25 protein-coding genes and 2 tRNA genes are annotated in these 23906 nt (G+C 64.0%); 6 read left to right on the top strand and 21 right to left on the bottom strand.

From position 1 onward, the window contains the following. The first annotated feature begins 222 nt into the window (after nucleotides 1-222). Nucleotides 223-1872, top strand: coding sequence for a DHA2 family efflux MFS transporter permease subunit (locus AC56PL_RS05735; RefSeq protein WP_497153217.1), 1650 nt, complete (start codon nucleotides 223-225; stop codon nucleotides 1870-1872). 28 nt (nucleotides 1873-1900) lie between these two features. Here the strand turns inward: AC56PL_RS05735 and AC56PL_RS05730 are convergent. Together AC56PL_RS05730 and AC56PL_RS05725 are read right to left on the bottom strand one after the other, a co-directional pair. Then, nucleotides 1901-1977: transfer RNA gene (locus AC56PL_RS05730), tRNA-Ile, on the bottom strand. Nucleotides 1978-2188: 211 nt separating this feature from the next. Then, nucleotides 2189-2261: transfer RNA gene (locus AC56PL_RS05725), tRNA-Asn, on the bottom strand. Between the two features lie 188 nt (nucleotides 2262-2449). Here AC56PL_RS05725 and AC56PL_RS05720 point away from each other — a divergent pair. Beyond that, nucleotides 2450-2695, top strand: a complete 246-nt coding sequence (locus tag AC56PL_RS05720; protein ID WP_495515390.1) for a hypothetical protein — start codon at nucleotides 2450-2452, stop codon at nucleotides 2693-2695. A gap of 22 nt (nucleotides 2696-2717) precedes the next feature. Here AC56PL_RS05720 and dnaG read toward each other — a convergent pair whose 3' ends face one another. The 5 genes from dnaG to AC56PL_RS05695 form a co-directional block, all read right to left on the bottom strand. Next, the gene (gene dnaG / locus AC56PL_RS05715; protein ID WP_495515389.1) at nucleotides 2718-4664 is read right to left on the bottom strand and encodes a DNA primase; all 1947 of its coding nucleotides are present in this window, start codon (nucleotides 4662-4664) and stop codon (nucleotides 2718-2720) included. Nucleotides 4665-4713: 49 nt separating this feature from the next. Next, on the bottom strand, nucleotides 4714-6012 hold the full coding sequence (locus AC56PL_RS05710) for a deoxyguanosinetriphosphate triphosphohydrolase (RefSeq protein ID WP_495516056.1): 1299 nt from the start codon (nucleotides 6010-6012) through the stop codon (nucleotides 4714-4716). Between the two features lies 1 nt (nucleotide 6013). Continuing rightward, nucleotides 6014-6502, bottom strand: a complete 489-nt coding sequence (locus tag AC56PL_RS05705) for a cold shock domain-containing protein (RefSeq protein ID WP_495515388.1) — start codon at nucleotides 6500-6502, stop codon at nucleotides 6014-6016. A 151-nt stretch (nucleotides 6503-6653) separates the two neighbouring features. Then, the gene (locus AC56PL_RS05700) at nucleotides 6654-7154 is read right to left on the bottom strand and encodes a hypothetical protein (protein WP_495515387.1); all 501 of its coding nucleotides are present in this window, start codon (nucleotides 7152-7154) and stop codon (nucleotides 6654-6656) included. Nucleotides 7155-7221: 67 nt separating this feature from the next. Beyond that, on the bottom strand, nucleotides 7222-8610 hold the full coding sequence (locus tag AC56PL_RS05695) for a glycine--tRNA ligase (protein ID WP_495515386.1): 1389 nt from the start codon (nucleotides 8608-8610) through the stop codon (nucleotides 7222-7224). A gap of 118 nt (nucleotides 8611-8728) precedes the next feature. On the opposite strand from AC56PL_RS05695, the gene AC56PL_RS05690 reads away from it, so the two are divergent. Next, nucleotides 8729-9106: a metalloregulator ArsR/SmtB family transcription factor gene (locus tag AC56PL_RS05690; protein WP_495515385.1), complete on the top strand. Its 378-nt coding sequence runs from the start codon at nucleotides 8729-8731 to the stop codon at nucleotides 9104-9106. Beyond that, nucleotides 9103-9516, top strand: a complete 414-nt coding sequence (locus tag AC56PL_RS05685; protein ID WP_482134982.1) for a Fur family transcriptional regulator — start codon at nucleotides 9103-9105, stop codon at nucleotides 9514-9516. Before AC56PL_RS05690 ends, AC56PL_RS05685 begins: the two co-directional genes overlap by 4 nt. A 25-nt stretch (nucleotides 9517-9541) precedes the next feature. Here the strand turns inward: AC56PL_RS05685 and AC56PL_RS05680 are convergent, their stop codons facing one another. From AC56PL_RS05680 to hrcA, 13 genes are all read right to left on the bottom strand, one after another. Further along, nucleotides 9542-9946 (bottom strand): hypothetical protein, encoded by a 405-nt coding sequence (locus AC56PL_RS05680; RefSeq protein ID WP_495515384.1) that lies wholly within the window; start codon nucleotides 9944-9946, stop codon nucleotides 9542-9544. After that, the gene (locus tag AC56PL_RS05675; RefSeq protein ID WP_497153216.1) at nucleotides 9939-10760 is read right to left on the bottom strand and encodes an isoprenyl transferase; all 822 of its coding nucleotides are present in this window, start codon (nucleotides 10758-10760) and stop codon (nucleotides 9939-9941) included. The genes AC56PL_RS05680 and AC56PL_RS05675 overlap by 8 nt, the downstream gene beginning before the upstream one ends. After that, entirely contained in the window at nucleotides 10723-11550 is an 828-nt protein-coding gene (gene recO / locus AC56PL_RS05670) for a DNA repair protein RecO (protein ID WP_495515382.1), read from the bottom strand. The genes AC56PL_RS05675 and recO overlap by 38 nt, the downstream gene beginning before the upstream one ends. 63 nt (nucleotides 11551-11613) lie before the next feature. Beyond that, nucleotides 11614-12990: a YhgE/Pip domain-containing protein gene (locus tag AC56PL_RS05665; RefSeq protein WP_497153215.1), complete on the bottom strand. Its 1377-nt coding sequence runs from the start codon at nucleotides 12988-12990 to the stop codon at nucleotides 11614-11616. Nucleotides 12991-13043: 53 nt separating this feature from the next. After that, on the bottom strand, nucleotides 13044-13964 hold the full coding sequence (gene era / locus AC56PL_RS05660) for a GTPase Era (RefSeq protein ID WP_495515380.1): 921 nt from the start codon (nucleotides 13962-13964) through the stop codon (nucleotides 13044-13046). After that, nucleotides 13961-14335 (bottom strand): cytidine deaminase-like protein, encoded by a 375-nt coding sequence (locus AC56PL_RS05655; protein ID WP_495515379.1) that lies wholly within the window; start codon nucleotides 14333-14335, stop codon nucleotides 13961-13963. The genes era and AC56PL_RS05655 overlap by 4 nt, the downstream gene beginning before the upstream one ends. Then, nucleotides 14332-15747: a hemolysin family protein gene (locus tag AC56PL_RS05650; protein ID WP_497153214.1), complete on the bottom strand. Its 1416-nt coding sequence runs from the start codon at nucleotides 15745-15747 to the stop codon at nucleotides 14332-14334. Before AC56PL_RS05650 ends, AC56PL_RS05655 begins: the two co-directional genes overlap by 4 nt. 6 nt (nucleotides 15748-15753) lie before the next feature. Beyond that, complete coding sequence (gene ybeY, locus AC56PL_RS05645) at nucleotides 15754-16305, bottom strand: rRNA maturation RNase YbeY (protein WP_495515377.1); 552 nt, start codon at nucleotides 16303-16305, stop codon at nucleotides 15754-15756. Nucleotides 16306-16381: 76 nt separating this feature from the next. After that, entirely contained in the window at nucleotides 16382-17449 is a 1068-nt protein-coding gene (locus tag AC56PL_RS05640) for a PhoH family protein (RefSeq protein ID WP_495515376.1), read from the bottom strand. Nucleotides 17450-17571: 122 nt separating this feature from the next. Next, complete coding sequence (locus tag AC56PL_RS05635; RefSeq protein ID WP_497153213.1) at nucleotides 17572-18348, bottom strand: alpha/beta hydrolase family protein; 777 nt, start codon at nucleotides 18346-18348, stop codon at nucleotides 17572-17574. After that, nucleotides 18342-19103, bottom strand: coding sequence for a 16S rRNA (uracil(1498)-N(3))-methyltransferase (locus AC56PL_RS05630; protein WP_495515374.1), 762 nt, complete (start codon nucleotides 19101-19103; stop codon nucleotides 18342-18344). Before AC56PL_RS05630 ends, AC56PL_RS05635 begins: the two co-directional genes overlap by 7 nt. A 10-nt stretch (nucleotides 19104-19113) precedes the next feature. Beyond that, nucleotides 19114-20271, bottom strand: coding sequence for a molecular chaperone DnaJ (dnaJ, locus tag AC56PL_RS05625; RefSeq protein WP_495515373.1), 1158 nt, complete (start codon nucleotides 20269-20271; stop codon nucleotides 19114-19116). Nucleotides 20272-20366: 95 nt separating this feature from the next. After that, nucleotides 20367-21401, bottom strand: coding sequence for a heat-inducible transcriptional repressor HrcA (gene hrcA, locus AC56PL_RS05620; RefSeq protein ID WP_495515372.1), 1035 nt, complete (start codon nucleotides 21399-21401; stop codon nucleotides 20367-20369). Between the two features lie 111 nt (nucleotides 21402-21512). On the opposite strand from hrcA, the gene AC56PL_RS05615 reads away from it, so the two are divergent. Next, the gene (locus AC56PL_RS05615; protein WP_495515371.1) at nucleotides 21513-21947 is read left to right on the top strand and encodes a type II toxin-antitoxin system VapB family antitoxin; all 435 of its coding nucleotides are present in this window, start codon (nucleotides 21513-21515) and stop codon (nucleotides 21945-21947) included. Here the strand turns inward: AC56PL_RS05615 and hemW are convergent. Beyond that, a complete protein-coding gene (gene hemW / locus AC56PL_RS05610; protein ID WP_497153212.1) occupies nucleotides 21859-23031 on the bottom strand; it encodes a radical SAM family heme chaperone HemW in 1173 nt (390 codons plus the stop codon). The genes AC56PL_RS05615 and hemW overlap by 89 nt on opposite strands. Before the next feature lie 71 nt (nucleotides 23032-23102). On the opposite strand from hemW, the gene AC56PL_RS05605 reads away from it, so the two are divergent. Then, nucleotides 23103-23756: a potassium channel family protein gene (locus AC56PL_RS05605; RefSeq protein WP_497153211.1), complete on the top strand. Its 654-nt coding sequence runs from the start codon at nucleotides 23103-23105 to the stop codon at nucleotides 23754-23756. The last annotated feature ends 150 nt before the right edge of the window (nucleotides 23757-23906 follow it).

The following is a 23906-nucleotide window of genomic DNA, read 5'->3' as shown; positions in this document are numbered from 1 at the left end:
TGTCGACAATGTCGTCGCGACATTCTTTGGGACGCAATAACTTAACGACCATCATCGTTGCGTCCGCTCCAATTTCGCCCACAAGCACTCCACCTATTCACGAACACTCCACCGCGACGCGCGGTAAGTGGAGCAGATCGGTCCCGGTGGAGCATTTGCTGTACCGGGGCCACCACACCGGCATATGGTGAATTCACCAATCCACCCTCTCGGGAGTGTGACATGGACAAACCGAATAAACAGACCGCGCCGGAGCCCGAGAATACAGTGGCCGGGCACAGGTGGGCCGCCTTGATAGTTCTGGTCGGCGGCCTGGCGATGATCGTCATCGACGGAACCATCGTGGGTGTGGCGCTCCCGGTTCTGGTGGATGATCTGAAGTTGAACTTCGACGACGCCCAATGGGTCAACAGTCTCTACTCGGTGATCTTCGCCGCACTGCTGCTGACCGCAGGTCGCCTTGGCGACAGATTGGGTCGCCGCCGTCTGTACGTCGTCGGGATCGCGATCTTCGTGATCGGCAGCCTGCTGGCCTCGACAGCAGACAGTGCGACGAGCTTGATCACGGCCAGAGCTGTGCAGGGTGTGGGTGGCGCATGCGTCTTGCCCGCCACGTTGTCCACGATGAACTCCATCTTCCGCGGCAAAGACAGAGCGGTCGCCTTCGGTGTATGGGGTGCCGTCATCGCAGGTGTTGCCGCAATCGGGCCACTGCTCGGAGGCTGGATCACCACGGACTTCACCTGGCCGTGGATCTTCATCATCAACGTTCCGATCGGCATCGTCCTACTGATCGCGACGTACCTGGTGGTTCCCGAAACCCGTGCCGGTGTCATCGAACCAGGACTGGACGTACTGGGACTACTACTGAGTGCCTTGGGTTTCGGCGCACTGATCTTCGCCCTCATCGAAGGTGGCACGCTGGGCTGGTGGACCCAGAAAGCAGATCTGCATCTGTTCGGGCTGACCTGGTCGACTGACGCACCACTGTCCGTGGTGCCGACCATCGGCGCGATCGGGATCGTCTTGCTGATCGCATTCGTGGTGTGGGAGGGACATCGCGGGCGGGTTCATCGGTCCGCGATCCTGGACTTGAACCTCTTTCGCACATCTACATTCAGCTGGGGCAACGTAACGGCCATGACGGTTGCGATCGCCGAGTTCGGGCTGCTGTTCGTGATGCCCCTTTATCTCGTCAACGCGCTGGGTCTGAGCACGATGGGGGCCGGTTTCGTACTCGCGGCCATGGCCGGCGGCGCATTCATATCCGGCTCGCTCGCAAGGCATCTCACCGCACTCACCGGTGCTCCCGGGACGGTGATCCTGGGATTGCTACTGGAAGTCGTCGGAGTGATAGTCGTCGCGGTCTTCGTCACTTCGACCGTTGCACCGTGGCTTCTGGCCTTACTCCTGGTGATTTATGGAACCGGACTCGGACTCGCTTCCGCGCAACTCACCGGAATCACCTTGGCTGACATACCTCCGCAGGAATCCGGGCAAGGTTCAGCAACGCAGAGCACCGTCCGGCAGTTGGGTTCGGCAATCGGGACCGCCGTGGTCGGTGCGGTGTTGGCTTTCGGGTTGTCGAGAAACCTGCCGGGCACACTCGAATCGGGCGGAGTGCCGCCGCCGGAAGCAACTCGGCTCTCCGACTCGACCCGGGAATCCGCGGGCAGTGCCATCGGAGTCCTGCGAGAACAGGGCAGCCAAGGGCAATTGGGCCAGGCGGAGCCGGACGTGGTGCGTTTGTTGTCCGACGGATTTGCCGAGGCAACGCGCTACTCGCTCTACGTGTCCGCGGCCTTCCTGGTGGTGGGTCTGCTCGGGGCGCTGCGGGTCAGGGCGAGTGCCAGAAAAATCGCGTCGCGCTAAGCCGAACGGGTGTCCGATCGCGAGACCATGGTGGGGCGGGCGGGGCTCGAACCCGCGACCTATGGATTATGAGTCCACGGCTCTAACCAACTGAGCTACCGCCCCAAGTACGGCGAAATCGTCGCCGCAAACCTCGCTGATGCTACCGAGTGAGCGCCTCCTTCGCGCAACCGCCCCTCGGCGCGGCGCGTTGTCCATTTGCGATGCCTTGACCGGCAAGGACTGACTCTTAGGATTTACCAGGGGTAAGAGGTGGGCAAACGAGTAACGGCACCTCCCGAAGATCCGGAAAGTGCCGTTACGCTGGTACTTCTTGCTCCCCCAACTGGACTTGAACCAGTAACCCTTCGATTAACAGTCGAATGCTCTGCCAATTGAGCTATGGGGGAATATCTTGGCCCTGGGGCCGAAAAAGACTTTAGCGCATAGGGGTGGTCGCATGCCAAATCGTGCTGGTGACGAGCGGTTCCGCGGCCAGATTCCCCCACTCCGCACTCGATCAGGCAGGATGGGGAGCACCCCTGCGGACGCACCCAAGTCGTCCGCGGAGCACTGCACCACGGAGGTCTGAGGACTTATGGTTCGATTTCTCGCTGCACTCGGCGTCGGCTACGTCCTGGGGGCCAAGGCCGGCCGAAAGCGCTACGAGCAGATCAACCGCGCGTACCGCTCCATCGCCGAGTCCCCGGCCACCAAGAAGGCTGTGGACGTCGGCAGGCAGAAACTCTCCGAGAAGATCAGCACACAGCCGAAGCTGACGGAATTGCGGACCATCGATGAAGAGACGACCGTGCTCGGTCCGGATGAATACCGGAACAACTGAGCACGACGAACACCCGACCGAACTAGGCCGTGTTCTCGTCCGGTCCCACGGCCAGCTCCAGCAGACTCCGTCGATAGGCCTCCAAGGCCACCAGATCGCCGAATAGAGCGTTGTAGGCGTCCGGGTCGTCCCCGGGTGACATCCGGCGCAGTTTCGACTTCAGATCGGCGATCTGAGAGCCCACCCAGACTTCCTGGAGTCTGGCGAGCACGCTGCCGATGTACTTCGGGATCATGTTCTCCGACACCAGCATCGACTCGACCGCAAGTTCTGTGACCAACGACTCCAGAACCGCGCCGTCCATCGACTGACCGATCGTCTCGACCCACTGCGCTCCCCCATGGGATGCGCTGGTGCCCCCGGCAGCCTCGATCGCCGCCCGGATCAGCTGGTAGGCGGGCTCGGTGAAGCACTCCGGCGGCAACGAGTCGAACACCGTCCCGGCGATGGCCGGATACTGCAGCGCCGATTTGAGGGCCTCGCGCTGGGCCCACAACTTCGGATCGGACGGCCGTGGCCGCACCACGCCCGGGTTCTTCGAGTCGATATCCGGTTCGGGCACCGCGGGAGTCGTCGCCTGGACCCGGCGATCCCTCGACTTCGAGGTGTCGGGGGCACCCGAGCGTGCGGCTTTCGCCTGCTTGACGGCTTCCTCGCGAACCCGCTGCAACACCTGGGGGACTTCTTCCCAGCCCACCCATCCCGCCAACTGACGGGCGTACTCGCCCCGTAGCGCCACATCACGAATGCGGGCTACAACCGGAACTGCGTCGCGCAGCGCATGCACGCGGCCCTCCGCGGTGTCCAGATCATGGTTGCCAAGCAGTGCCTTGACCGCGAACTCGAACATCGGGATACGACGGGCGATCAGATCCCGGACAGCGGCATCACCATGGATCTGCCGCAGCTCACACGGATCCATGCCGTCCGGTGCCACCGCCACGAAGGTCTGTCCGGCGATACTCTGTTCGCCCTCAAAAGCCTTGAGTGCCGCAGCTTTTCCGGCGTCGTCGCCGTCGAATGTGTAGATCACCTCGCCGCGGAAGTAGCTGTCGTCCATCATCAGCCGCCGCAGCAACGCCAGATGGTCTTCACCGAAGGCAGTTCCACACGACGCGATCGCGGTGGTCACACCGGCCAGGTGCATGGCCATGACGTCGGTGTATCCCTCGACCACCACCGCCTGATGCCCCTTGGCGATGTGCTTTTTGGCGTGGTCGAGGCCGAACAGCACCTGAGACTTCTTGTACAGCATCGTCTCTGGCGTGTTCATGTATTTGCCCATGTTGTCGTCGTCGAACAACTTGCGGGCACCGAAACCGATGATGTCGCCGCCGAGGTTCTTGATCGGCCACAACAGGCGACGATGGAACCTGTCGATCGGACCGCGCTGACCCTGCTTCGACAATCCGGCGGCCTCGAGTTCGGCGAACTCGAACCCCTGCGACATCAGGGTCTTGGTCATCGTGTCCCAGCCGGCCGGTGCATAACCACAGCCGAACTGCAGCGCGACCACACCGTCGAAGGAGCGTTCGGTGAGATATTCGCGAGCCTTCTGGGCCTCCGGCGACTTCAGCTGCTCCGCATAGAACTTCTGGGCCGCCGCGTTGGCTGCCACCAATCGAGCGCGGGTACCGCGGTCACGCACGACACTGGTGCCGCCACCCTCGTAGCTGATCTGATAGCCGATCCGATCGGCCAGCTGCTCGACGGCTTCGACGAAGCTGACGTGTTCGACCTTCTGAAGGAACGAATAGACGTCGCCGCCTTCACCACAGCCGAAGCAGTGGAAGTGTCCATGGTTGGGACGCACATGGAACGACGGCGACTTCTCGTCGTGGAAGGGACAGAGCCCCTTCAATGAGTCGGCGCCCGCCTTGCGAAGCGCGACGTAGTCGCCGACGATCTCCTCGATGTGCGTGCTTTCACGGATTGCCGTGATGTCACGATCGGGAATTCGGCCTGCCACGCAGATCAGTCTAGGCGGAACTCCTTGTGGGTCCGCCCGCCCCCGACGTTTAGCCCAGGTGAGCCGATGCGCCCATGTTCTGACGATCCATCCGCTCGAGGCGTCCTTCGGTCATCGAGGCGATCTGGTCGACCACGACCCGCACCCGAGCGGCATCGTCAGTCGCCGAATTCCAGGCCGGTACCAGCAACGGATCCAGACCACCGGGCGCGGCGTGCAGGAGCCAGTTGGCCACCCGGTGGATGCGGTCACGCTGACGGGCCTGATGAGACCGGTGCCGCGGATCGGAGAAGATGAACCGCAGCGCCAGCGTCTTGAGCATCGCGACCTCGGCGGCGACGATCGGCGGGACGACGAGGTCGGCCTGATAGCGACAGACCGCACGCTCGGACGCCTCTCGGCGAGTGGTGGTGATGGCCGCCGACGCGAACCGTCCCACGAGCTCACTGGTCAGACGTTTGAGCGCCACCAACCGCACCATGGTGCCGTCGTAGGCGCCGACATCTTGCACGATGTCCATCGCCCACAGCCGCGCCGCGGCCTCGATCAGGACGTTTTCTTCCAGGTCCGGGAATTCCTTGAGACCCACCGCGGCCAGATCGCGCTGCTCGGTTCGGTCACCGAGGCTGCGCAGATCGATACGACCGGCCATCACACCGTCTTCGACGTCGTGGACGGAGTACGCAACATCGTCGGACCAGTCCATCACCTGACACTCGAGCGACTGCCGGGTATCGGTACGACCGTTCCGGATCCACGCCAGCGCGGCGGCATCGTCCTCATACGCCCCGAACTTGCCGCCTGGCTTCTTGCGGGTCCACGGATATTTCAACGTGGCATCGAGCGACGCCCGCGTCAGGTTCAGCCCGACGCTACGGCCCTGCGAATCAAGGAGTTTCGGTTCGAGCCTGGTCAGGATGCGCAGGTTCTGCGCATTGCCCTCGAAGCCGCCGTACGCACTGGCGACCTCATCCAGCGCCCGTTCACCGTTGTGCCCGTAGGGCGGATGCCCGATGTCGTGCGCCAGTCCGGCCAGCTCGACCAGATCGGGATCGCAGCCGATACCGATGGCGATGCCCCGCCCGATCTGACCCACTTCCAATGAATGGGTCAGTCGGGTACGCGGGGTATCGCCTTCGTGTGGACCCACGACCTGGGTCTTGTCGGCCAACCGGCGCAGTGCCGCACAGTGCAGTACGCGAGCGCGGTCACGGGCGAACGCACTGCGATAGTCATTGCGGGTGCCGGTCAGCCCAGCAACCTTCACGCCCTCCGGAATCGGCCGCTCTACGTCGGATTCGTCGTAGTCGGCGCGGAGAACCGGGGGCGGTGTTGTGTCCGCCGACAAGTCAGTCAAGCACCCAGCCGCGAGCGATCGCGAAATCGGTGACACGCTGCCGGATCGCCAGGATCTGGGTCGCGGTCAAGGTGCCGGAGGCATCGAGCAGCAGCTCGGTGATCTCCTCCGAGAAGGCACCCGAATCGAGCGTTGCGGAATCACTGCTGCGCGACGGCCGACGACGATCGTCACGACCGGCGTCACGACCGGCGCCACGGCTGTCCTCATGGCGACGTTCCGGACGTGCCCGCTCTTCACGACGCGGACGCTCAGGTGCGGCACCGGCAGGCGCCGCTCCGGTCACCACAAGATTGACCGCCTTGGATCCACGGTCGGTCTCTTCGATGTCGAACTCGACCTCAGCGCCCGGTTTGAGGGAACTCTCGTCGATGTCGATGTCGTTGATATGCAGGAAGACATCCGAGCCGCCGGCATCAGGCGCCAAGAATCCGAAGCCCTTGTTGGCGTCGAAATGAACGATTTTTCCACTCACAGACACGATTTACCCACTCTCTCGCCGCGTATACCGACCTCACCCCATGTGTGGCCGAACGGCTTGCCCAACCTTGAGTATCTCAGATACCTGCCGGTTCATACACTCAACCGACCGCTGGGCCTGCCGAATCGACTGCGAAAGTGGCGCGCGTGGACTAGCGGTGGTCTTTCTTGGCCTGACGTCGCTTACCCGCAGCCTTCGACGAGGCCTCGTACTTCTTGCGGCCGGGCGATTTGCGGGTCGCATCAACACGGTCTTTGCCCGCGGAGATGACCTTGCCTTTGCCCTCGGCCGAACCGCTGAACGACGTGCCGTCGCCCTTGGCCTGACCCAGACGAAGGTCCTTGAGGTCGGCAGCGCTCTTCTTGGCGATCACCCCGAGCTGACGACTGACCCGCGACAATGCGGCCTCGAACACCTCGGCTCGGGCCGCATTGTCGGCGTTGGCGGGACGCGCGACGCCCCGGCCACCCTTCTTGGTGACCTTGGCGGCGCCCGCCTGCCGATAGTTCTTCACGTGCTTGTTCCGCGCCCGCCGCGTTCTCATGTGCAGGTCGATCAGAGCGTCCTCATCGAGATCCGCGAGTTTCTTCCGTTTGGTCTTCCGGACCAGACGGTATTCCTCATCGGACAATGACCTGTGGATCTTCTTCATCAGACGCTCCGACCTTTGCGTTTCAGGCTCGTTGCCGTTCGGCGATCATAAGCAGCCGAAGCCGGTCTCAGCAGCCGATCAGCCGGACTGCCAGGTAGTCGACGACCTTGTCCAGGGCGATGCGTTCCTGCGTCATGGTGTCGCGCTCACGCACGGTGACCGCCTGATCGTCGAGTGTGTCGAAGTCGACCGTGACGCAGAACGGCGTACCGATCTCGTCCTGACGGCGGTAACGCTTGCCGATGCCCTGGGCGTCGTCGAACTCGACGTTCCAGTTCTGACGGAGCTCGGCGGCCAGTGCCTTCGCCTTTGGCGAGAGCTGCTCGTTACGTGAGAGCGGGAGCACCGCGACCTTGACCGGCGCGAGCCGACGGTCGATCTTCAGTACCGTTCGAGTGTCGGTGCCGCCCTTGGCATTCGGCACCTGCTCTTCGGTGTAGGCATCACACAGGAACGCCATCAGCGAACGCGTCAGCCCGGCGGCCGGCTCGATCACGTACGGCGTGTAGCGCTCGCCGGTGGCCTGATCGAAGAACGACAGATCCTCGCCGGAGTGCTTGATGTGGGTGCTGAGGTCGAAGTCGGTGCGGTTGGCGATGCCCTCGAGCTCGCCCCACTCACCACCGGCAAAACCGAATCGGTATTCGACGTCGACGGTGCCCTTGGAGTAGTGCGAGAGCTTTTCCTTGGGGTGGTCGAACAGACGCAGGTTCTCCGGATCGATACCCAGATCGGTGTACCACTTGAGCCGGTGATCGATCCAGTACTGATGCCACTGTTCGTCCTCGCCCGGCTTGACGAAGAACTCCATCTCCATCTGCTCGAACTCACGCGTGCGGAAGATGAAGTTGCCGGGTGTGATCTCGTTGCGGAAGCTCTTGCCGATCTGGCCGATGCCGAACGGCGGCTTCTTGCGCGAGGTCGTCATCACGTTCTTGAAGTTGATGAAGATGCCCTGAGCGGTCTCGGGACGCAGGTAGTGCAGCCCGGCCTCGTCATCGACAGGTCCGAGGTACGTCTTCATCAAACCGGAGAATGCGCGGGGTTCGGTCCACGCACCGGGCTGACCGGTCTCCGGATCGTTGATGTCCGCCAGGCCGTTGGGCGGCAGATGTCCGTGCTTGTTCTCGTACGCCTCGATCAGGTGATCGGCGCGGTAGCGCTTGTGCGTGTGCAGCGACTCGACCAGCGGATCGCTGAACGTCTCGACGTGTCCGGACGCTTCCCACACCTTGCGCGGGAGGATCACCGACGAATCGAGCCCGACGACGTCGTCGCGGGAGGTGACCATGTTGCGCCACCACTGCTTCTTGATGTTGTCCTTGAGTTCAACACCCAGGGGCCCGTAGTCCCACGCCGATTTGGTGCCGCCGTAGATCTCTCCACACGGATACACCAACCCCCGGCGTTTACAGAGGTTGACTACGGTTTCCACGAGATTGGTTTTGCCTGCCACGGATCACAGCCTATCGGGCGGCGCGGGGCACCTGACGCGCGGCGGGCGCCCGCCCCATCGGGCGGACGAACCCGCGTCAGGATGTGCTTGTTTGACATGGCCGCTCACGCATATGAAAATGGTTTCCAACAGCCGCTCGATCCCCCCGCCGCAACGGAAGTGCCCTGTGACAAGTCAGCACGCAACCCCGGCTCCCACCGCCGTCGACAAGAAGGCGCTGGACGCTGCCGGAGAACTATTGCGGGCACTGTCCGCCCCGGTCCGGATCGCCATCGTGCTGCAACTACTCGGCGGTGGCCGGTGCGTCCACGAATTGGTCGGAACACTGGCGGTACCCCAACCACTGATCAGCCAGCATCTGCGAGTGCTCAAATCGGCAGGTGTGGTGCACGGTGAACGCTCTGGGCGCGAGGTCGTCTACTCCCTGGTCGACGACCATCTTGCACACATCGTCACCGATGCCATCGCACACGCGACCGAGGAGAGCGATTCATGAGTTCGGGTACCGAACAGCGACCGGTCACCGGTGTCCGCTCCACCCGACAGCGCAGCGCGATTGCCGAACTCCTCTCCGGCAGCGAAGAGTTCCGCTCGGCTCAGTATCTGCATGACCAACTCAAGGCAGCCGGCCAGTCGATCGGGCTCACCACGGTCTACCGGAACCTGCAGGCGCTGGCCGACGCCGGCCAGGTCGACGTCCTACGTACCGACAACGGCGAATCGGTCTATCGGTTCTGCTCGTCCGCGCATCATCACCATCACCTCGTCTGCCGCGAATGTGGCAGCACGGTCGAGATCCAGGCCGACAGCGTGGAGCAGTGGGCCACCGACGTCGCCGCGCAACACGGCTTCACCGACATCAGCCACACCGTCGAGATCTTCGGTCGCTGCCAATCCTGCTCGTGAATTCGGCCCGCTCGACGGTGACGGGTCAGCCGCGGATGGTGACGCCGACGTCCGCGCCGGTTCCGAGCACCATCAGCAGCATGGTTCGCAACGCGTCGTCGTTCAATGTTCCGGCCGGAAACGTGTAGTGCAGCAGCACATCTGCGGTCACCTCGTGGACCGCAAGTTTGACGGTGCCGAAGTTGGAGGCACCGGAGGCGGCTTCCACGTCGGTGCGCAACTGTTCGGTGACCGGTAGATCCCACGCCAGCACCTGCGTCAGCGACAGCACATCGAGCCCCGGCGCCAGCGCGAGCGCCCTCATCGAGACGACCGTCCCCTGGTGGTAGACGGTCAGCGAGTCGTCCTCGCCGCGTTGCACCGACATCTCCGGGGCCAACAGCCGTGCGGTCCGTTCGATGAGGCCGGCCTCCCCGGTGTCCTCAGGCACCGGTGGACCCCGGAACCCCGCCGAAACGCCGGTCTCGGCTCGCGTACTCCACGCAGGCGTCCCAGAGGTCGCGGCGGTCGAAGTCGGGAAAGAGCTTGTGCTGGTACACCATTTCGGCGTAGGCCGATTGCCAGAGCAGAAAGTTGGAGATCCGCTGTTCTCCCGACGGACGCAGGAACAGGTCCACATCGGGCATGTCCGGCTCGTCGAGATACTTGGCGAAGGACGCTTCGGTGATGCGTTCGGGGTCGAGTGTCCCGGCGGCGGCACGACGAGCGATCTCTTTGGCCGCGTCCGCGATCTCGGCCCGGCCACCGTAGTTGACGCACATCGTCAACGTCATGACGGTGTTGTCCTTGGTCAGCTCCTCGGCGACCTCCAGTTCGCGGATGACGCTGCGCCACAACCGTGGTCGACGACCGGCCCACCGGACCCGCACACCCATCTCGTTCATCTCGTCGCGACGACGACGGATGACATCGCGGTTGAAGCCCATCAGGAACTTCACCTCGTCCGGGCTGCGACTCCAGTTCTCGGTGGAGAACGCATACGCCGACAGCCAGCCGACACCCATCTCGATGCAGCCGCAGACGGTGTCCATCAAGACGGCCTCGCCGCGCTTGTGACCTTCGGTGCGGGGCAGGCCCCGATCTGTGGCCCACCGCCCGTTGCCGTCCATCACCAGAGCAACATGCTTGGGTACGAACTGCGCTGGAATCGCCGGCGGGCGGGCTCCGGACGGATGCGGATCCGGTGGCCGAACCTCTTTTGCCGGTTCAGCCTGCTGTGCTGTGTTGCGCCGTCGCGCGATCACTTGTGTCCTTCCTGCCGGTATCGGCATTCGCACCGGCGGCCGCCAGACCGCGATGAGGGGCCTCGCGCTCGATCAGCGGCAACGTGCGTAGCTGTCGTTCCAGATGCCACTGCAGGTGCGCCGCGGTCAATCCACTGGCCTGCCGCCGAGCAGAGTCGGTCACCTCGGTGGTGTGTTCCCATTGGCCACGGTAGAGCGCGTCCATCAGATCGAGGACGCCGGGTGAGGGCGTCGCAGACCCGGCCGGACGACAGTGCACACACACCGAACCACCGGCGGCGACGTGAAAAGCACGGTGTGGTCCGGCGTCTCCGCAGCGAGCGCAATGTTCCAGCGCCGGCATCCATCCCGCGAAATCCATGGCCCGCAGCAAGAACGCATCCAGTACGAATTCCTTGGGACGCTCCCCTGCCGCGATCGCCCGGAGTGCACCCACCGTCAGTCGTTGCAGGCGGTCGGCCGGGGCCCGCTCTTCACCGGCGAGCCGTTCAGCGGTTTCGAGGACGGCGCAGGCCGTTGTGTAGCGACCGTAATCGGAGACGATGGCCGAGGCGAAGGTATCGAGGCTGTAGACCTGGGTGATGATGTCGAGGTTGCGGCCCGGGTGCAGCAGCAGATCGACATGCGCAAACGGTTCGAGCCGGGCACCGAACTTCGACCGGGTGCGCCGTACCCCTTTGGCAACCGCACGGACCAACCCGTGTTCCTTGGTCAGCAACGTGATGATTCGGTCGGCCTCCCCCAGCTTGTGCTGGCGGAGGACAACGGCCTCATCGCGATACAACCTCACCAGATCAGTCTTCCACTCCCCACCGACCAACCGCACCGCGACATGCCTGCCCCGGATTTCTGATCACACTGCTTCGTGGACTCCCGGGTGATCGACCGGCTCAGGTGGTCGACGGATCAGGCCCTTGCGGTCGTACAGGATGCAGGCGATCGGCCCGATGATCAGTCCGACCACGGTGAAGATCACGAACATCACAACGGCGTCGAACAGGCCGGCGTCGACATTCGCATCGAAGTACAGGATGGAACGCAAACCCATGAACGCCTGGTGCAACGGTTCGACCACGGCCAACCCGCGGACGAACCCTGGCACCGCCTCCAACGGCACCGTGCCACCTGAAGAAGGTATGCCGAGGATGACGAAGTAGACCAGATTGATGATCAGGCCGGCGTTACCGAAAATCGCCAGGATCGCATTGGCGACGACACCGATGCCGGTGATCACCAGAACCCCGAACATCCACAGCGCCATCTTGTTGGGTGTGTACATACCCACCCACTCACAGATCAGCACGTAAAACCCCGAAACGATGATCGCGACGAGGAACATCGCCCACCATTTGATCACCATCGTCCCCAGCCGCGAGGACGGTAAGCGTTCGCGCAATCGGTAGATCGGACCAATCTCGAGCGGCGCGAACCCGAGTCTGCCGTCGACGATGGCGGAGACGATCATCGTTCCGGTGAATCCGGCCAGGATCAGCAGCAACCCGAGGTAGAAAGCAGTCAGACCTCTGCCTGCGGAGTCCGGAAGCGGGTTCGCCTCCGAGGCCTTGATGTCGATCGGTTTGCTGATGGCGGTCAGGCTGGCGCCGGTGACCTTGACGCCTGCCGCATCGGTCTGTTCGACGAGTGCAGCCGTCAACCTCTCGCCGAACTGGGTGTTCACCTGCTCCATCGCCTGATTGAAGAACAACGTGGCGATCTGCACGGTGAACGCACCCGCTCCCGGGTTCGTCAGCACCTCGATCACGGGCTGCGGGACCTCGGTGTCGCCGATCGCCGAACCGAGAAACGCAAAGCTGGCCGAACTGAAGTCGGCAGGGACGACTATCGCTCCATACGCCTGTGCATTGTCGAGCCGATCAAGCGCGGTCTGCCGGTCGACGACCTGTAGATCGAACTTGCCCGGATACTGCTCGTCGACACCGGCCTTGAGGCCGTCGATCAGCTCTTTGCCCAGATATTGCATCTCATCGGTGGTGCCGGGTTGCAAGGCCCCGGTGTCGGCGTCGACCACCACGATCGGAAAGTCGTCGAGATACTTTTCCGGATTGACCACCGGCGCCATGTACATGAACCCGAGCAGGCCCATCACCAGCACCACAACAGCTACCGGAAAGGTCCACAGCTTCCACGACCGCAACTCCGCCGCAAGGCTGGGTTCGAGCGACCCTGGCGGACGTTCGTGTTTGCCTTCCGGCTGTCCGGGTTCTGTCATACCGCCAATTCAACCCCGCCGGCACCGAGTCGTGGCCGCGAATCGCCGACCGGTCAGAAGCCGAGGCGCCCCATTTGTTTGGGATCCCGCTGCCAGTCCTTCGCGATCTTCACGTGGAGATCGAGGTAGACCTTGGCGCCGAGCATCTTTTCGATCTGCTTTCGGGCCACTGTGCCGACCTCCTTGAGGCGGGCACCCTGTTTCCCGATGATGATGCCTTTTTGGCTGCTCCGCTCGACGTACAGGATGGCGTGCACGTCGACCATCGGGATCTGATCGTCGCGGCGTTCGCGTTCGACGATCTCCTCGATCACCACGGCCAGCGAGTGCGGCAATTCGTCGTGAACGCCTTCGAGCGCCGCCTCCCTGATGAATTCGGCCATCAGCACGGTCTCGGGTTCGTCGGTGAGTTCACCGTCCGGATAGAACGCCGGACCGGGCTCCATCAGCCCACGCAGGACATCGATGAGTACGTCGAGTTGTTTGCCCTTGGTGGCGGAGACAGGAATGATCTCGCTGTCGGGTCCGAGGAGCTCCGACAATGCCATCAGCTGCTGCGCAACGCGTTCGGGCTTGACCTTGTCGATCTTGGTGACCAGACCGACCACGGGTGTCTTGGGTGCCATCTCCCGCAGTTGCTCCGCGATCCACCGGTCGCCGGGCCCGATCTTCTCGTCGGCCGGGACGCAGAAACCGATCGCGTCGACTTCGGAGTAGGTGTCGCGCACCAGATCGTTCAAACGCTTGCCGAGCAGTGTCCGCGGCCGGTGCAGGCCAGGGGTGTCCACCAGGATCAGTTGTGCGTCATCACGATTGACGATGCCGCGGATGGTGTGGCGGGTGGTCTGCGGACGACTGGAGGTGATTGCGATCTTCTCGCCGACCAGAGCATTCGTCAACGTCGACTTGCCGGTGTTGGGTCGGCCGACAAAACACACGAAACCGGAACGGAAATCTTCGGACTGAGCTGTCATCGTTGATCCAATCGACGCGGGTTCCCGCCTCCTGCGTCCGCGACGATCGCGTACGCCGACGAGCTCACCTCAGTCAGCGCCGCCAGTCCGGGGTCCGTGTCTGCACGACCCCCGGTAGTCGCGGGACCACCGACAAGCAGCCCCGCTTCGAGTCCTTCTGCACCGCTGGCGAGCGCCATCGCGATGGCCACCTGGAGCGCCGAGAGTTGTAGTGCGGCAAGTTCAACCGGTCCGGCCGCATAGGTTCGTCCGTCGGAGTCGCGGACTGCGGCCCCGGAGGTCGCACCGACCCGGGCCATCGCACCGCGGGCCAGGATCAGCAGCTTGTTGTCTTCGGCATCGAGTTCGGATTCGACCGGTTCAGTCGTCATGAGGCCTCCTCGTGCCGATCGGCACGGTCTGCGGTGTCCGGCGAGTTGTCGGCCTGCTCGACCTGGTTCATGTCGGACTCGTCAGAATCCGGTGCGCTGTCCCGCTTCTTCTTGCGCTTCTTCTTTTTTTCGAGTTCTTTTTCGGGGATCTTGTGGACCACCACGGACACGATGCGAACGCGCCCCTGCCGGTTGGGTCCGCCTTCGGCGACAAGCCGCAGGCCATGCAATTCGACCGTCGCACCGGGCAGCGGCACCCGGCCGAGCACGAGCCCGAACAGACCACCGACGGTTTCGACGTCGTCCTCGTCGATCTCGACATCGAGTAGCTCCGCGAGGTCCTGGACCGGCAGTCGCGACGACACCCGGTAACCGCCGGACCCGTCGTCGAGCGGCTCGATGGGCGGCACCTCATCGCTGTCGTATTCGTCGTTGATCTCACCGACGATCTCTTCGAGCACATCCTCGATGGTCAGCAGACCGGCGACGCCGCCGTATTCATCGACCAGCACCGCCATGTGGTTGTGGCTGCGCTGCATGTCGGCGAGGACCTTGTCGAGTGGCTTGGAATCGGGGATGAACTCCGGCGGACGCATCAACTCCCGCACCTCGACAGCAGACGGCTGCGCAGGCGGAAGCAGGCGCTGAACAAGGTCTTTGAGGTATACGACACCGAGTACGTCGTCCGGGCTCTCACCGATCACCGGTAGGCGGGAGTGACCCGAGCGCACGGCCAGCGAGATCGCCTGCGCAGCAGATTTGGTGGATTCGATCCACACCATCTCACCGCGCGGGACCATCACCTCACGAGCGCTGGTGTCGCCGAGGTCGAAAACCGACTGGATCATCTTGCGTTCCCCGGCCGCGACCACACCGGTGAGTTCGGCCATGTCGACGACCTCACGCAATTCGACCTCGGTCGCGAACGGGCCGTTGCGGAAACCCTTGCCTGGCGTGATGGCGTTACCGAGCGTGATGAGAAGTCTGGTCAGCGGGGTCAGGAGCACGCCGATGGCCTGCAACACTGCCGCCGAGTTCACCGCGATCGAATAGGCATGCTGCGCACCGAGGGTCCGCGGCCCGACACCGATCACGACGTAATTGATCACCGCCATGCCCGCAACGGCGACCACGACACCCCAGGCGGTTCCCAGCTTGTCCATCGCGTAGACGGCCGCGGCCACCGTGGCCGCGGTCTCGGCCGTGATACGCAGCAGCACGGTCAGTGCGACGTACTTCGGTCGAGCGGACAGCACATCGCGCAACCGTCGGGCGCCGGGGCGGCCGTCCTTGACCAGGTCGTCCACCCGCGCTGGGGAGACCGTCATCAGAGCATTGTCGACGGCGGCAAAAAGGCCGCCTATGGGTACCAGCGCCACCGCAGCAAGCAGCGGCAACAAGTCAGAAAGCACCGGTGATCAGCTCTCCCCAGCCGGTTTGTCTTCTCCGAACCCGATGTTGTTCAACAGCTTTGCGTCACGCTCGGCAACACGGGCGGCGCGCGCACGAGACCGGCGGTCGTCGTACCACTCTTCGATGATCTGACCCTGGAGTCCGAACATCAACTTCTCTTCCTCGGGCTCGGCATGATCGAAACCGAGGAGATGCAGCACGCCGTGCACGGTCAGCACCGACAATTCATGATCGGTGGAGTGCCGCGCGGTGGCGGCCTGCTCGGCCGCGAACTCCGGGCAGAGCACGATGTCGCCGAGCATCGACGGACCGGGTCCGGCCGTATCGGGCCGTCCACCTGGACTGAGTTCGTCCATCGGAAAACTCATCACGTCGGTGGGTCCGGGCAGATCCATCCACCGCATGTGCAGTTCTGCCATCGTTTCGTTGTCCACCAATACCATCGACAGCTCCGCTGCCGGATGCACGTCCATGCGGCCGAGTGCGAAGGTCGCAACGTCGATCAGCATCTCCTCCGGCACCTCGATACCGGACTCGTTGGCCACCTCGATACTCATGCCCGCCTCCTGGCGTCGCCGGGGGCACTCAGGCGCCGTCTCCTCGCGTTAACTGACAAACTCAAAGCCGGGATCCTCATCGGTGTCGCCCATTTCCGGCACGGCGCTGGGCGCGGTTTCCGTGCAACTCGTTGGCGGCCTCGGCGCGCCCGTACGCGTCGACGATGTCGGACACCAGGCGGTGCCGGACCACATCGGCACTGGTCATGTGCGAGAAGTGGATGTCCTCGATGCCTTCGAGGATGCGGGCGGCCGCACGCAGTCCGCTCTCGGATCCACCGGACGGGAGGTCGACCTGCGTACCGTCGCCGGTCACCACGATCTTGGACCCGAACCCGAGGCGGGTCAGGAACATCTTCATCTGCTCGGCCGTGGTGTTCTGGGCCTCGTCGAGAATGATGAAGGCGTCGTTCAGGGTGCGGCCACGCATGTATGCCAGCGGCGCGACCTCGATGACACCGGCTTCCATCAGCTTGGGGATGGCCTCCGGGTCCATCATGTCGTGCAACGCATCATGCAGCGGACGCAGGTACGGGTCGATCTTCTCGTGCAACGTGCCGGGCAAGAACCCCAGCCGCTCGCCTGCCTCGACCGCCGGACGGGTCAGGATGATGCGGCTGACCTCTTTGTTCTGCAACGACTGCACGGCCTTGGCCATCGCGAGGTAGGTCTTGCCGGTACCGGCAGGCCCCATCCCGAACACGATCGTGTTCTTGTCGATGGCGTCGACATAGTGCTTCTGGTTGAGCGTTTTCGGGCGGATCGTCTTGCCCCGGCGGGAGATGATGTCCAGGCTCAGGACCTCGGCGGGCGATTGTCCGGAACCGTCGGTCAGCATGCGCACGCTGTGCCGGACCAGGTCAGGGTTCAACTGGGTGCCGCGGCGGACCACCGACACCAATTCCGAAAGGACCCGCTCGGCGAGTGCGATGTCGGCAGGCACCCCGGTCAGTGTGACGGTGTTGCCGCGCACATGGATGTCTGCGGCGAGATGCGTTTCGAGTTCTTTGAGATTCTGGTCCCCGGCACCGAGCAGTCCGAAGATGACATCGGGCGACACTTCGATTGTCGAGATCACCGCGCCAGGCGCCTTGCTTCCGGCCGCGCCGCTTCGCGCCCGGGTCGCGCTGTTGTCATCACTCACGAAAAGTATTTCTCCTGCTCTGCCAGATTTGTCGGTGCTTTGATTCTACGTCCATCAAACGCCGCGATTCACATCAATATTTCGCGCCCTGTCAAGACCCTCGTCTCGCGTTGTCAAGGCCCTCATATCCCGAGAACCCGGACCGTTTCTCGATGCCCCCGGCTCCGCGGATCGACGAACACGTCGTGCCCCTCACCTGCGACCTCGATCAGCTCGGCCGACTGACCGGCCGCACCCGCGCGACGCACGTAGTCGCGACTGACCTCGATCGGGACCGCGGTGTCCTCGGTTCCGTGGATCGCCACCACGTGTGCCGGGAAAACCGGCTGGTCCACCGGGGAGGCATCGGCGTACCGAGCCGGAAACTCCGTGATCGAGCCGCCCAACAAGGCCCGCAGGGACGGGCGGGACGTGCGTTCCCGAGCCTGTAGGTCCAGGGGCGCGGCCTGGGCGATGACGGTGGAGATGGCCGACTTCTTGGTCCGGGCCCCGAGTCGCGCGGCCGCCCAGACGGCCAGTTGACCGCCCGCCGAGTGTCCGATCACGCTGACCTTCGACCAGTCGATCTTGCTCAGGATCTCCTCGGGCAGCGCGTAACGGACCGGTGCATCGAGTGCGGAGATCGCGGCGATCACGTCGTTGCCCGTGCGTGGCCAGCCGCCACCGTCTTCGCCGACGCGGCGGTACTCGATGTTCCAGACCACGGCACCGCGTACGGCCAGATCACGCGCGACTGCGGTCTCGATGGTGAGCGCGAACTCGGTGCTCCAGAATCCGCCGTGGATGAGCACGATCACCGGCACCGGACCAGCCACTGGAACCTGCGGTAGGTAGACATGACCGAACTGCGAATTACGTTCCCCGTAGGCAACTTTCACCCGTTTGACGGTGTTCACCACCGGGGACGTACCTCCCACCGCGGCGTGAGCGCGCCGATTGCACCGAGTGCCACCGCGGCCGCACTCGACGTGCGCAACACCTCCGGGCCGAGCATCACCGCGGTCGCGCCGACGGCCGTCAGGTCATCGATCTCGGAATCATCAAGTCCACCTTCGGGACCCACCACGAGCATGATCTCGGGAACATCGAGCGCCAGTGAACGCAGGCTGGTGGTCGCCGATTCATGGAGTACCGCAACCACTCCCCCGCGCACGACCACGTCCGATGCCATCGATCGCACGTCACTGGTCCGGGCCAGCGGGGCGATGTGCGGAATGTGGGCCCGGCGACTCTGCTTGGCGGCGGCAATCGCCGCCGACCGCCACTTGGCCACACCCTTGTCGGCCTTCGGCCCAACCCATTTGGCGACGCAACGGGCACTCTGCCAGGGCACGATCTCGTCGGCGCCCGCCTCGGTGGCGAGGTCGACGGCGAGCTCGGACCGTTCGGATTTGGGCAGCGCCTGCACCACCGTCACCCGGGGTACGGGTGACGGGGTGGTGACGGATTCCAGGACCCGGGCGTGCAGCGCCGACTTGCTCTCGGTGGCGATCACCTCGCACAGCCCGGTTCTCCCGGCGCCGTCGCCGAGGATGATCCGTTCGCCGACAACAACTCTGGTGACGGTGACGGCATGCCGTCCTTCGTCTCCGTCGAGCCGGACGTCGTTGCCGGCGTCCGGCACATGGTCGACCCAGAACAGCGGTGGGCTCATCGCTGCGGTGTCAGCGCCCGGCGAATGCGTTGCGCAGGCGCGAGAACAGGCCACCGGTGTTGGACGACTCGCTGTTCACCAGCTCGATCTGATCATTCTCCGAGAGCGTGCGGTATTCCTTGAGTTTCGCGGTCTGCTGCGCGTCGAGGCGTGTGGGTACCACGACATCGAGATGCACGTGGAGTGTGCCGCGCACGCCGGTGTGCAGATGGGGCATGCCCTGTCCGCGAACCTTCGCGACCTGGCCGGGCTGCGTGCCCGGTTCGATGGTCACCTTGGTGGATCCACCCAGGACCGTGTCGATGTCCAGTTCGCCGCCAAGTGCCGCGTCGACCATCGGCACCCGCACGGTGCAGTGCAGGTCGTCGCCGTCGCGGACGAACACGCTGTGCGGTACTTCGACAACCTCGACGTACAGGTCACCGGCAGGTCCGCCACCCGGTCCGACCTCACCCTGGCCCACCAGGCGCACACGCATCCCGTCGCCGACACCGGCCGGGATCTTGACCGTCAGCTTGCGCCGGGCCCGGACACGTCCGTCGCCGCCGCACTTGTGGCAGGGGTCGGGAATGGTCTCACCGGCACCGTTGCAGGTGGGGCATGGTCGCGACGTCATGACCTGGCCGAGGAACGAGCGCTGGACCGACTGGATCTCACCGGCACCCTGACAGGTCGCACAGGTGACCGGCTTGCTGTCGCCGTTGGTACCCGATCCGGTACACACGTCACACAGCACGGCCGTGTCGACGTTGACCTCTTTGCTGACCCCGGCCGCACACTCGTCGAGGTCCAGCTTCATCCGCAGCAACGCATCCGACCCGGCCTGCACTCGTCCACGTGGCCCACGCCCGGAACCGCCGCCGGCGTTGCCGAAGAACGCCTCGAACACGTCGCCGAGGCCACCGCTGAAGCCACCGTTGCCGAAACCGCCGTAGCCACCGGCACCGGCCGATGCCAGCGGGTCACCACCGGCGTCGACGATGCGGCGCTTCTCCGGATCCGTCAGCACCTCGTAGGCGGCCGAAATATCCTGGAATCGGGCTTGGGCGGACTCGTCGGGATTGACGTCGGGGTGCAGCTCGCGTGCCAATTTGCGGTACGCGCGCTTGATCTCCTGATCAGTGGCGCCCCGTTCGACGCCCAGAATCCCGTAGTAATCACGTGCCACGGCGATGCGTTATCCGTTCTCTCTTCAGTTCCGGAAGTTCACCCAACCGGTGTCCGGAATATCTCTGTTTATTGGTCAATGTGCTTCGTTGCACGTCATCGGTCGGCGAGAACCTCACCGACATATCTGGCAACGGCCGCGACCGAGGCAATTGTTCCCGGGTAGTCCATCCGAGTCGGGCCCAGGACCCCGAGCCCACCGAACACTGTTCCCGAGGCACCGTACCCGGTCGAAACCACTGCCGTACCCCTCAGGTTCTCCTCGCGGGTCTCCTCACCGATCTGAACCGTCACGGTTCCGGTGTTCTGGGTGGCGGCCAGCAGTTTGAGGACCACCACCTGCTCCTCCAGTGCCTCGAGCACCGAACCCATCGCGCCTGCCATCGGCGCGAAGTCCGCGGCGGCACGGGCGAGGTTCGATGTGCCACCGAGCACCAATCGGTCGGCGGACCGTTCCACCAGGGTCTCGACCAGCACCGTGGCCACCCGGATGAACGGCTGACGGAGATCTTCGGGCGCCTGGTTGGCCAGTTCGGCCACTGCATGCGAGGCGACATCGAGTCGCTGTCCGTTCAGGGCCGCCGAGAACATGTCCCGCAGCTGGGCGATGTCGCGGTCACCCAGGTCATCACCGAGATCGACGATGCGCTGTTCCACCCGTCCGGTGTCGGTGATCACCACCAGCAACAGCCGGGACGGTGTCAGCGAGACCACTTCGAGATGGCGTACCGCCGACGACGAGAGCACCGGATACTGGATCACCGCCACCTGGCGGGTCAGCTGCGCCAACAATTGCACCGAACGCCGCAGCACGTCATCGAGATCGACGCCGGAATCGAGGAAGCTCAGGATCGCGCGGCGCTCGATCTTCGAGATCGGCTTGACCTCGCTGATCCGGTCGACGAACAACCGGTAGCCCTTGTCGGTTGGCACTCGCCCCGAACTCGTGTGCGGCTGCGTGATGTAACCCTCGGCCTCGAGAACCGCCATGTCGTTCCGGACTGTGGCACTCGACACACCGAGATGGTGACGATCGACCAATGCCTTGGACCCGATCGGCTCCTGCGTGGCGACGTAGTCGGTCACGATCGCGCGCAGAACCTCGAAACGACGGTCGTCAGTGCTCGACACGAGCGGTCACCTCCAGCCCTCACGTTGGCGATTGCGTGCTCCACGAGGGACGTATTCGCCCTCACGGCATTTGACCAGTCTACGGCGAGCAATACCGGTTACGGTGAACCGGTGATTTTCAAGGGCGTCCGCGACGGCAAACCGTATCCGGATCATCAGCTGTCGATCCGCGATTGGGCCAAGATCCCACCGCGGCAGCTCCGGCTCGACCAACTGACCACCGTCACCACCGTGCTCGCCCTGGACAAGCTGTTGTCCGAGGATTCGACCTTCTACGGCGACCTGTTCGCCCACGCCGTGCAGTGGCACGGCGAGATCTACCTCGAGGACGGACTGCACCGGGCCGTGCGGTCAGCGCTCCGGAACCGGAACGTCATCCACGCCCGGCTTCTCGACCTCGACCATCTCTCCGCCGCCTCGGCCAATCCGGAGAACATCGACAGCACGAATGATCTACCTACCCCGCCAACAGGTTTCGGACGACGCCGTCCGCCAGTAGCCGACCACGGTTGGTCAGAACCAGGTCATCGCCGACCAACTCGGTGAGTCCGTCGCTGATCGTCTGACGAGCCCGCGACTGCTCATCGGCGTCCAGTTCTGTCCACGGCAGGCCACTCGATCGCCGAACGGTCAGCATCACCGTCTCCGTGTGCTGATCGGTGGCGGTCAGTTCCTCACTGCCTGCCACCGGTAGGTCGCCGGCGGCCACCGCGGCCGCGTACCTGGCCGGATGCTTGTGATTCCACCAGCGGACCCCGGCCACGTGCGAATGCGCACCGGGCCCGGCACCCCACCAGTCCGCGCTGTCCCAATAACCGAGATTGTGACGACACTCGGCGCCCGCCACATCGGGTCGGGCCCAGTTCGACACCTCGTACCAGCGCATCCCCGCCGCGGTGAGCCGGGCGTCGATCATCTCGTACCGACTGGCCAGCACATCGTCGTCGGGAGCAGGCAGATCGCCCCGCCGAATCCGCCGGGCCAATGCCGTCCCGTCTTCGACGATGAGCGCATAGGCCGAGACGTGATCGACCCCTGCCTCCAGGACTGCGTCCAGCGACAACGCCAGATCCTCATCCCGCTCCCCCGGCGTCCCGTAGATCAGGTCGAGATTGACGTGCTCGATCCCGGCCGCACGCGCTTCCCGCGCAGCGGTCACCGCCCGGCCGGGGGTGTGGGTGCGATCGAGGACCGCGAGCACATGGCTTGCCGCAGATTGCATTCCGAGTGACACCCGATTGAATCCGGCCGCCGCGATGCCGGCGAAGAACTCCGGTGATGTCGACTCGGGGTTGGACTCGGTGGTGATCTCGGCGCCCTCGGCGATGTCGAAGTACTTCCGCACCGACGTCAAGACCTGTCCGAGTCCCTGCGCACCGAGGAGCGACGGAGTGCCGCCGCCGACAAATATCGTCGAGACCGGTCGCACTGGAGTCAGCTGCCGGGCGGCCATCTCCAGCTCTCCGTCGAGCGCGGTCATCCACTGGTCCGGCGACGAGGCGCTGCCCAGTTCGCCGGGGGTGTAGGTGTTGAAGTCGCAGTACCCACAGCGCGTGGCACAGAATGGCACGTGGATGTAGAGCCCCAGCGGTGTGGCACTGCTGGACTGCGGAATCAGAAAGTTTTCCATCGTAAACCGATCATCCCAGGCACGCTGGTCACAACAAACTCAGGACGACTTCACGCGACAGGGGTCATGTCATGCCAACCACAGACGAGTCGGACACAGGCGGGTCGGCCACGCCTGGGGTGGACGCATGTAAGGGTGGCGAGCACGAGGCCACCAAACCCGAATGGCCGAAGACCCTGCTCGCCTGGGCGCTGGTGCGGTCGGTGATCACGGTCGTGGCCTACCTCGTCGCCTACTTCGCGTTTCCCTGGGACCGGTTCGACGGTTGGACGGCTGTGGCGATCGTGATCGCCTTCCTGGTCATCGCGACGGTCACCGCGGTCTGGCAGGTCGGCCTGATACTGCGATCGCCCTACCCGGTGGTTCATGCGATCGAAGCCCTGGCGATAATCGTGCCGATCTACCTGCTGGCCTTCGCGCTCGGGTACTTCATGATGTCGGTCAACAATCCGGACCAGTTCAACGAAGAACTGTCCCGGATGAGTTCGCTCTACTTCACCCTCTCGGTCTTCGCGACCGTGGGGTTCGGTGACATCACCGCCGCTGTCGATGCCTCCCGCGCCGTGGTCAGCGTCCAGATGGTGCTCAACCTCATCGTCATCGGGGTGGGGATCAAGGTGATCCTGGCGGCGGTGAAATGGAGCCGCGATATGCGCAGCGGAAATCTGCCTCCTCGGAATGACTCCTCTGCACAGGTTGTTGTCTCTGATTTGAAGGCGAAATAATCCAACCGGCCGACTTCCACTCAGGATGAGTCGAAGTAAGCCCAAGTAGACGCATCGAGGGGGCCCGTGGCACTATGGGCGACGTGACTTCTCAAGGGGTGTGGCTCGCAATGCGACGGCACATTGATCTCAAGCGCGCATGCAGCGCGC

This window comes from Williamsia sp. Y721 (assembly GCF_059683565.1).
The sequence above is the reverse complement of the archived record's forward strand: the minus strand, read 5'-3'. Positions and strand labels throughout refer to the sequence as shown.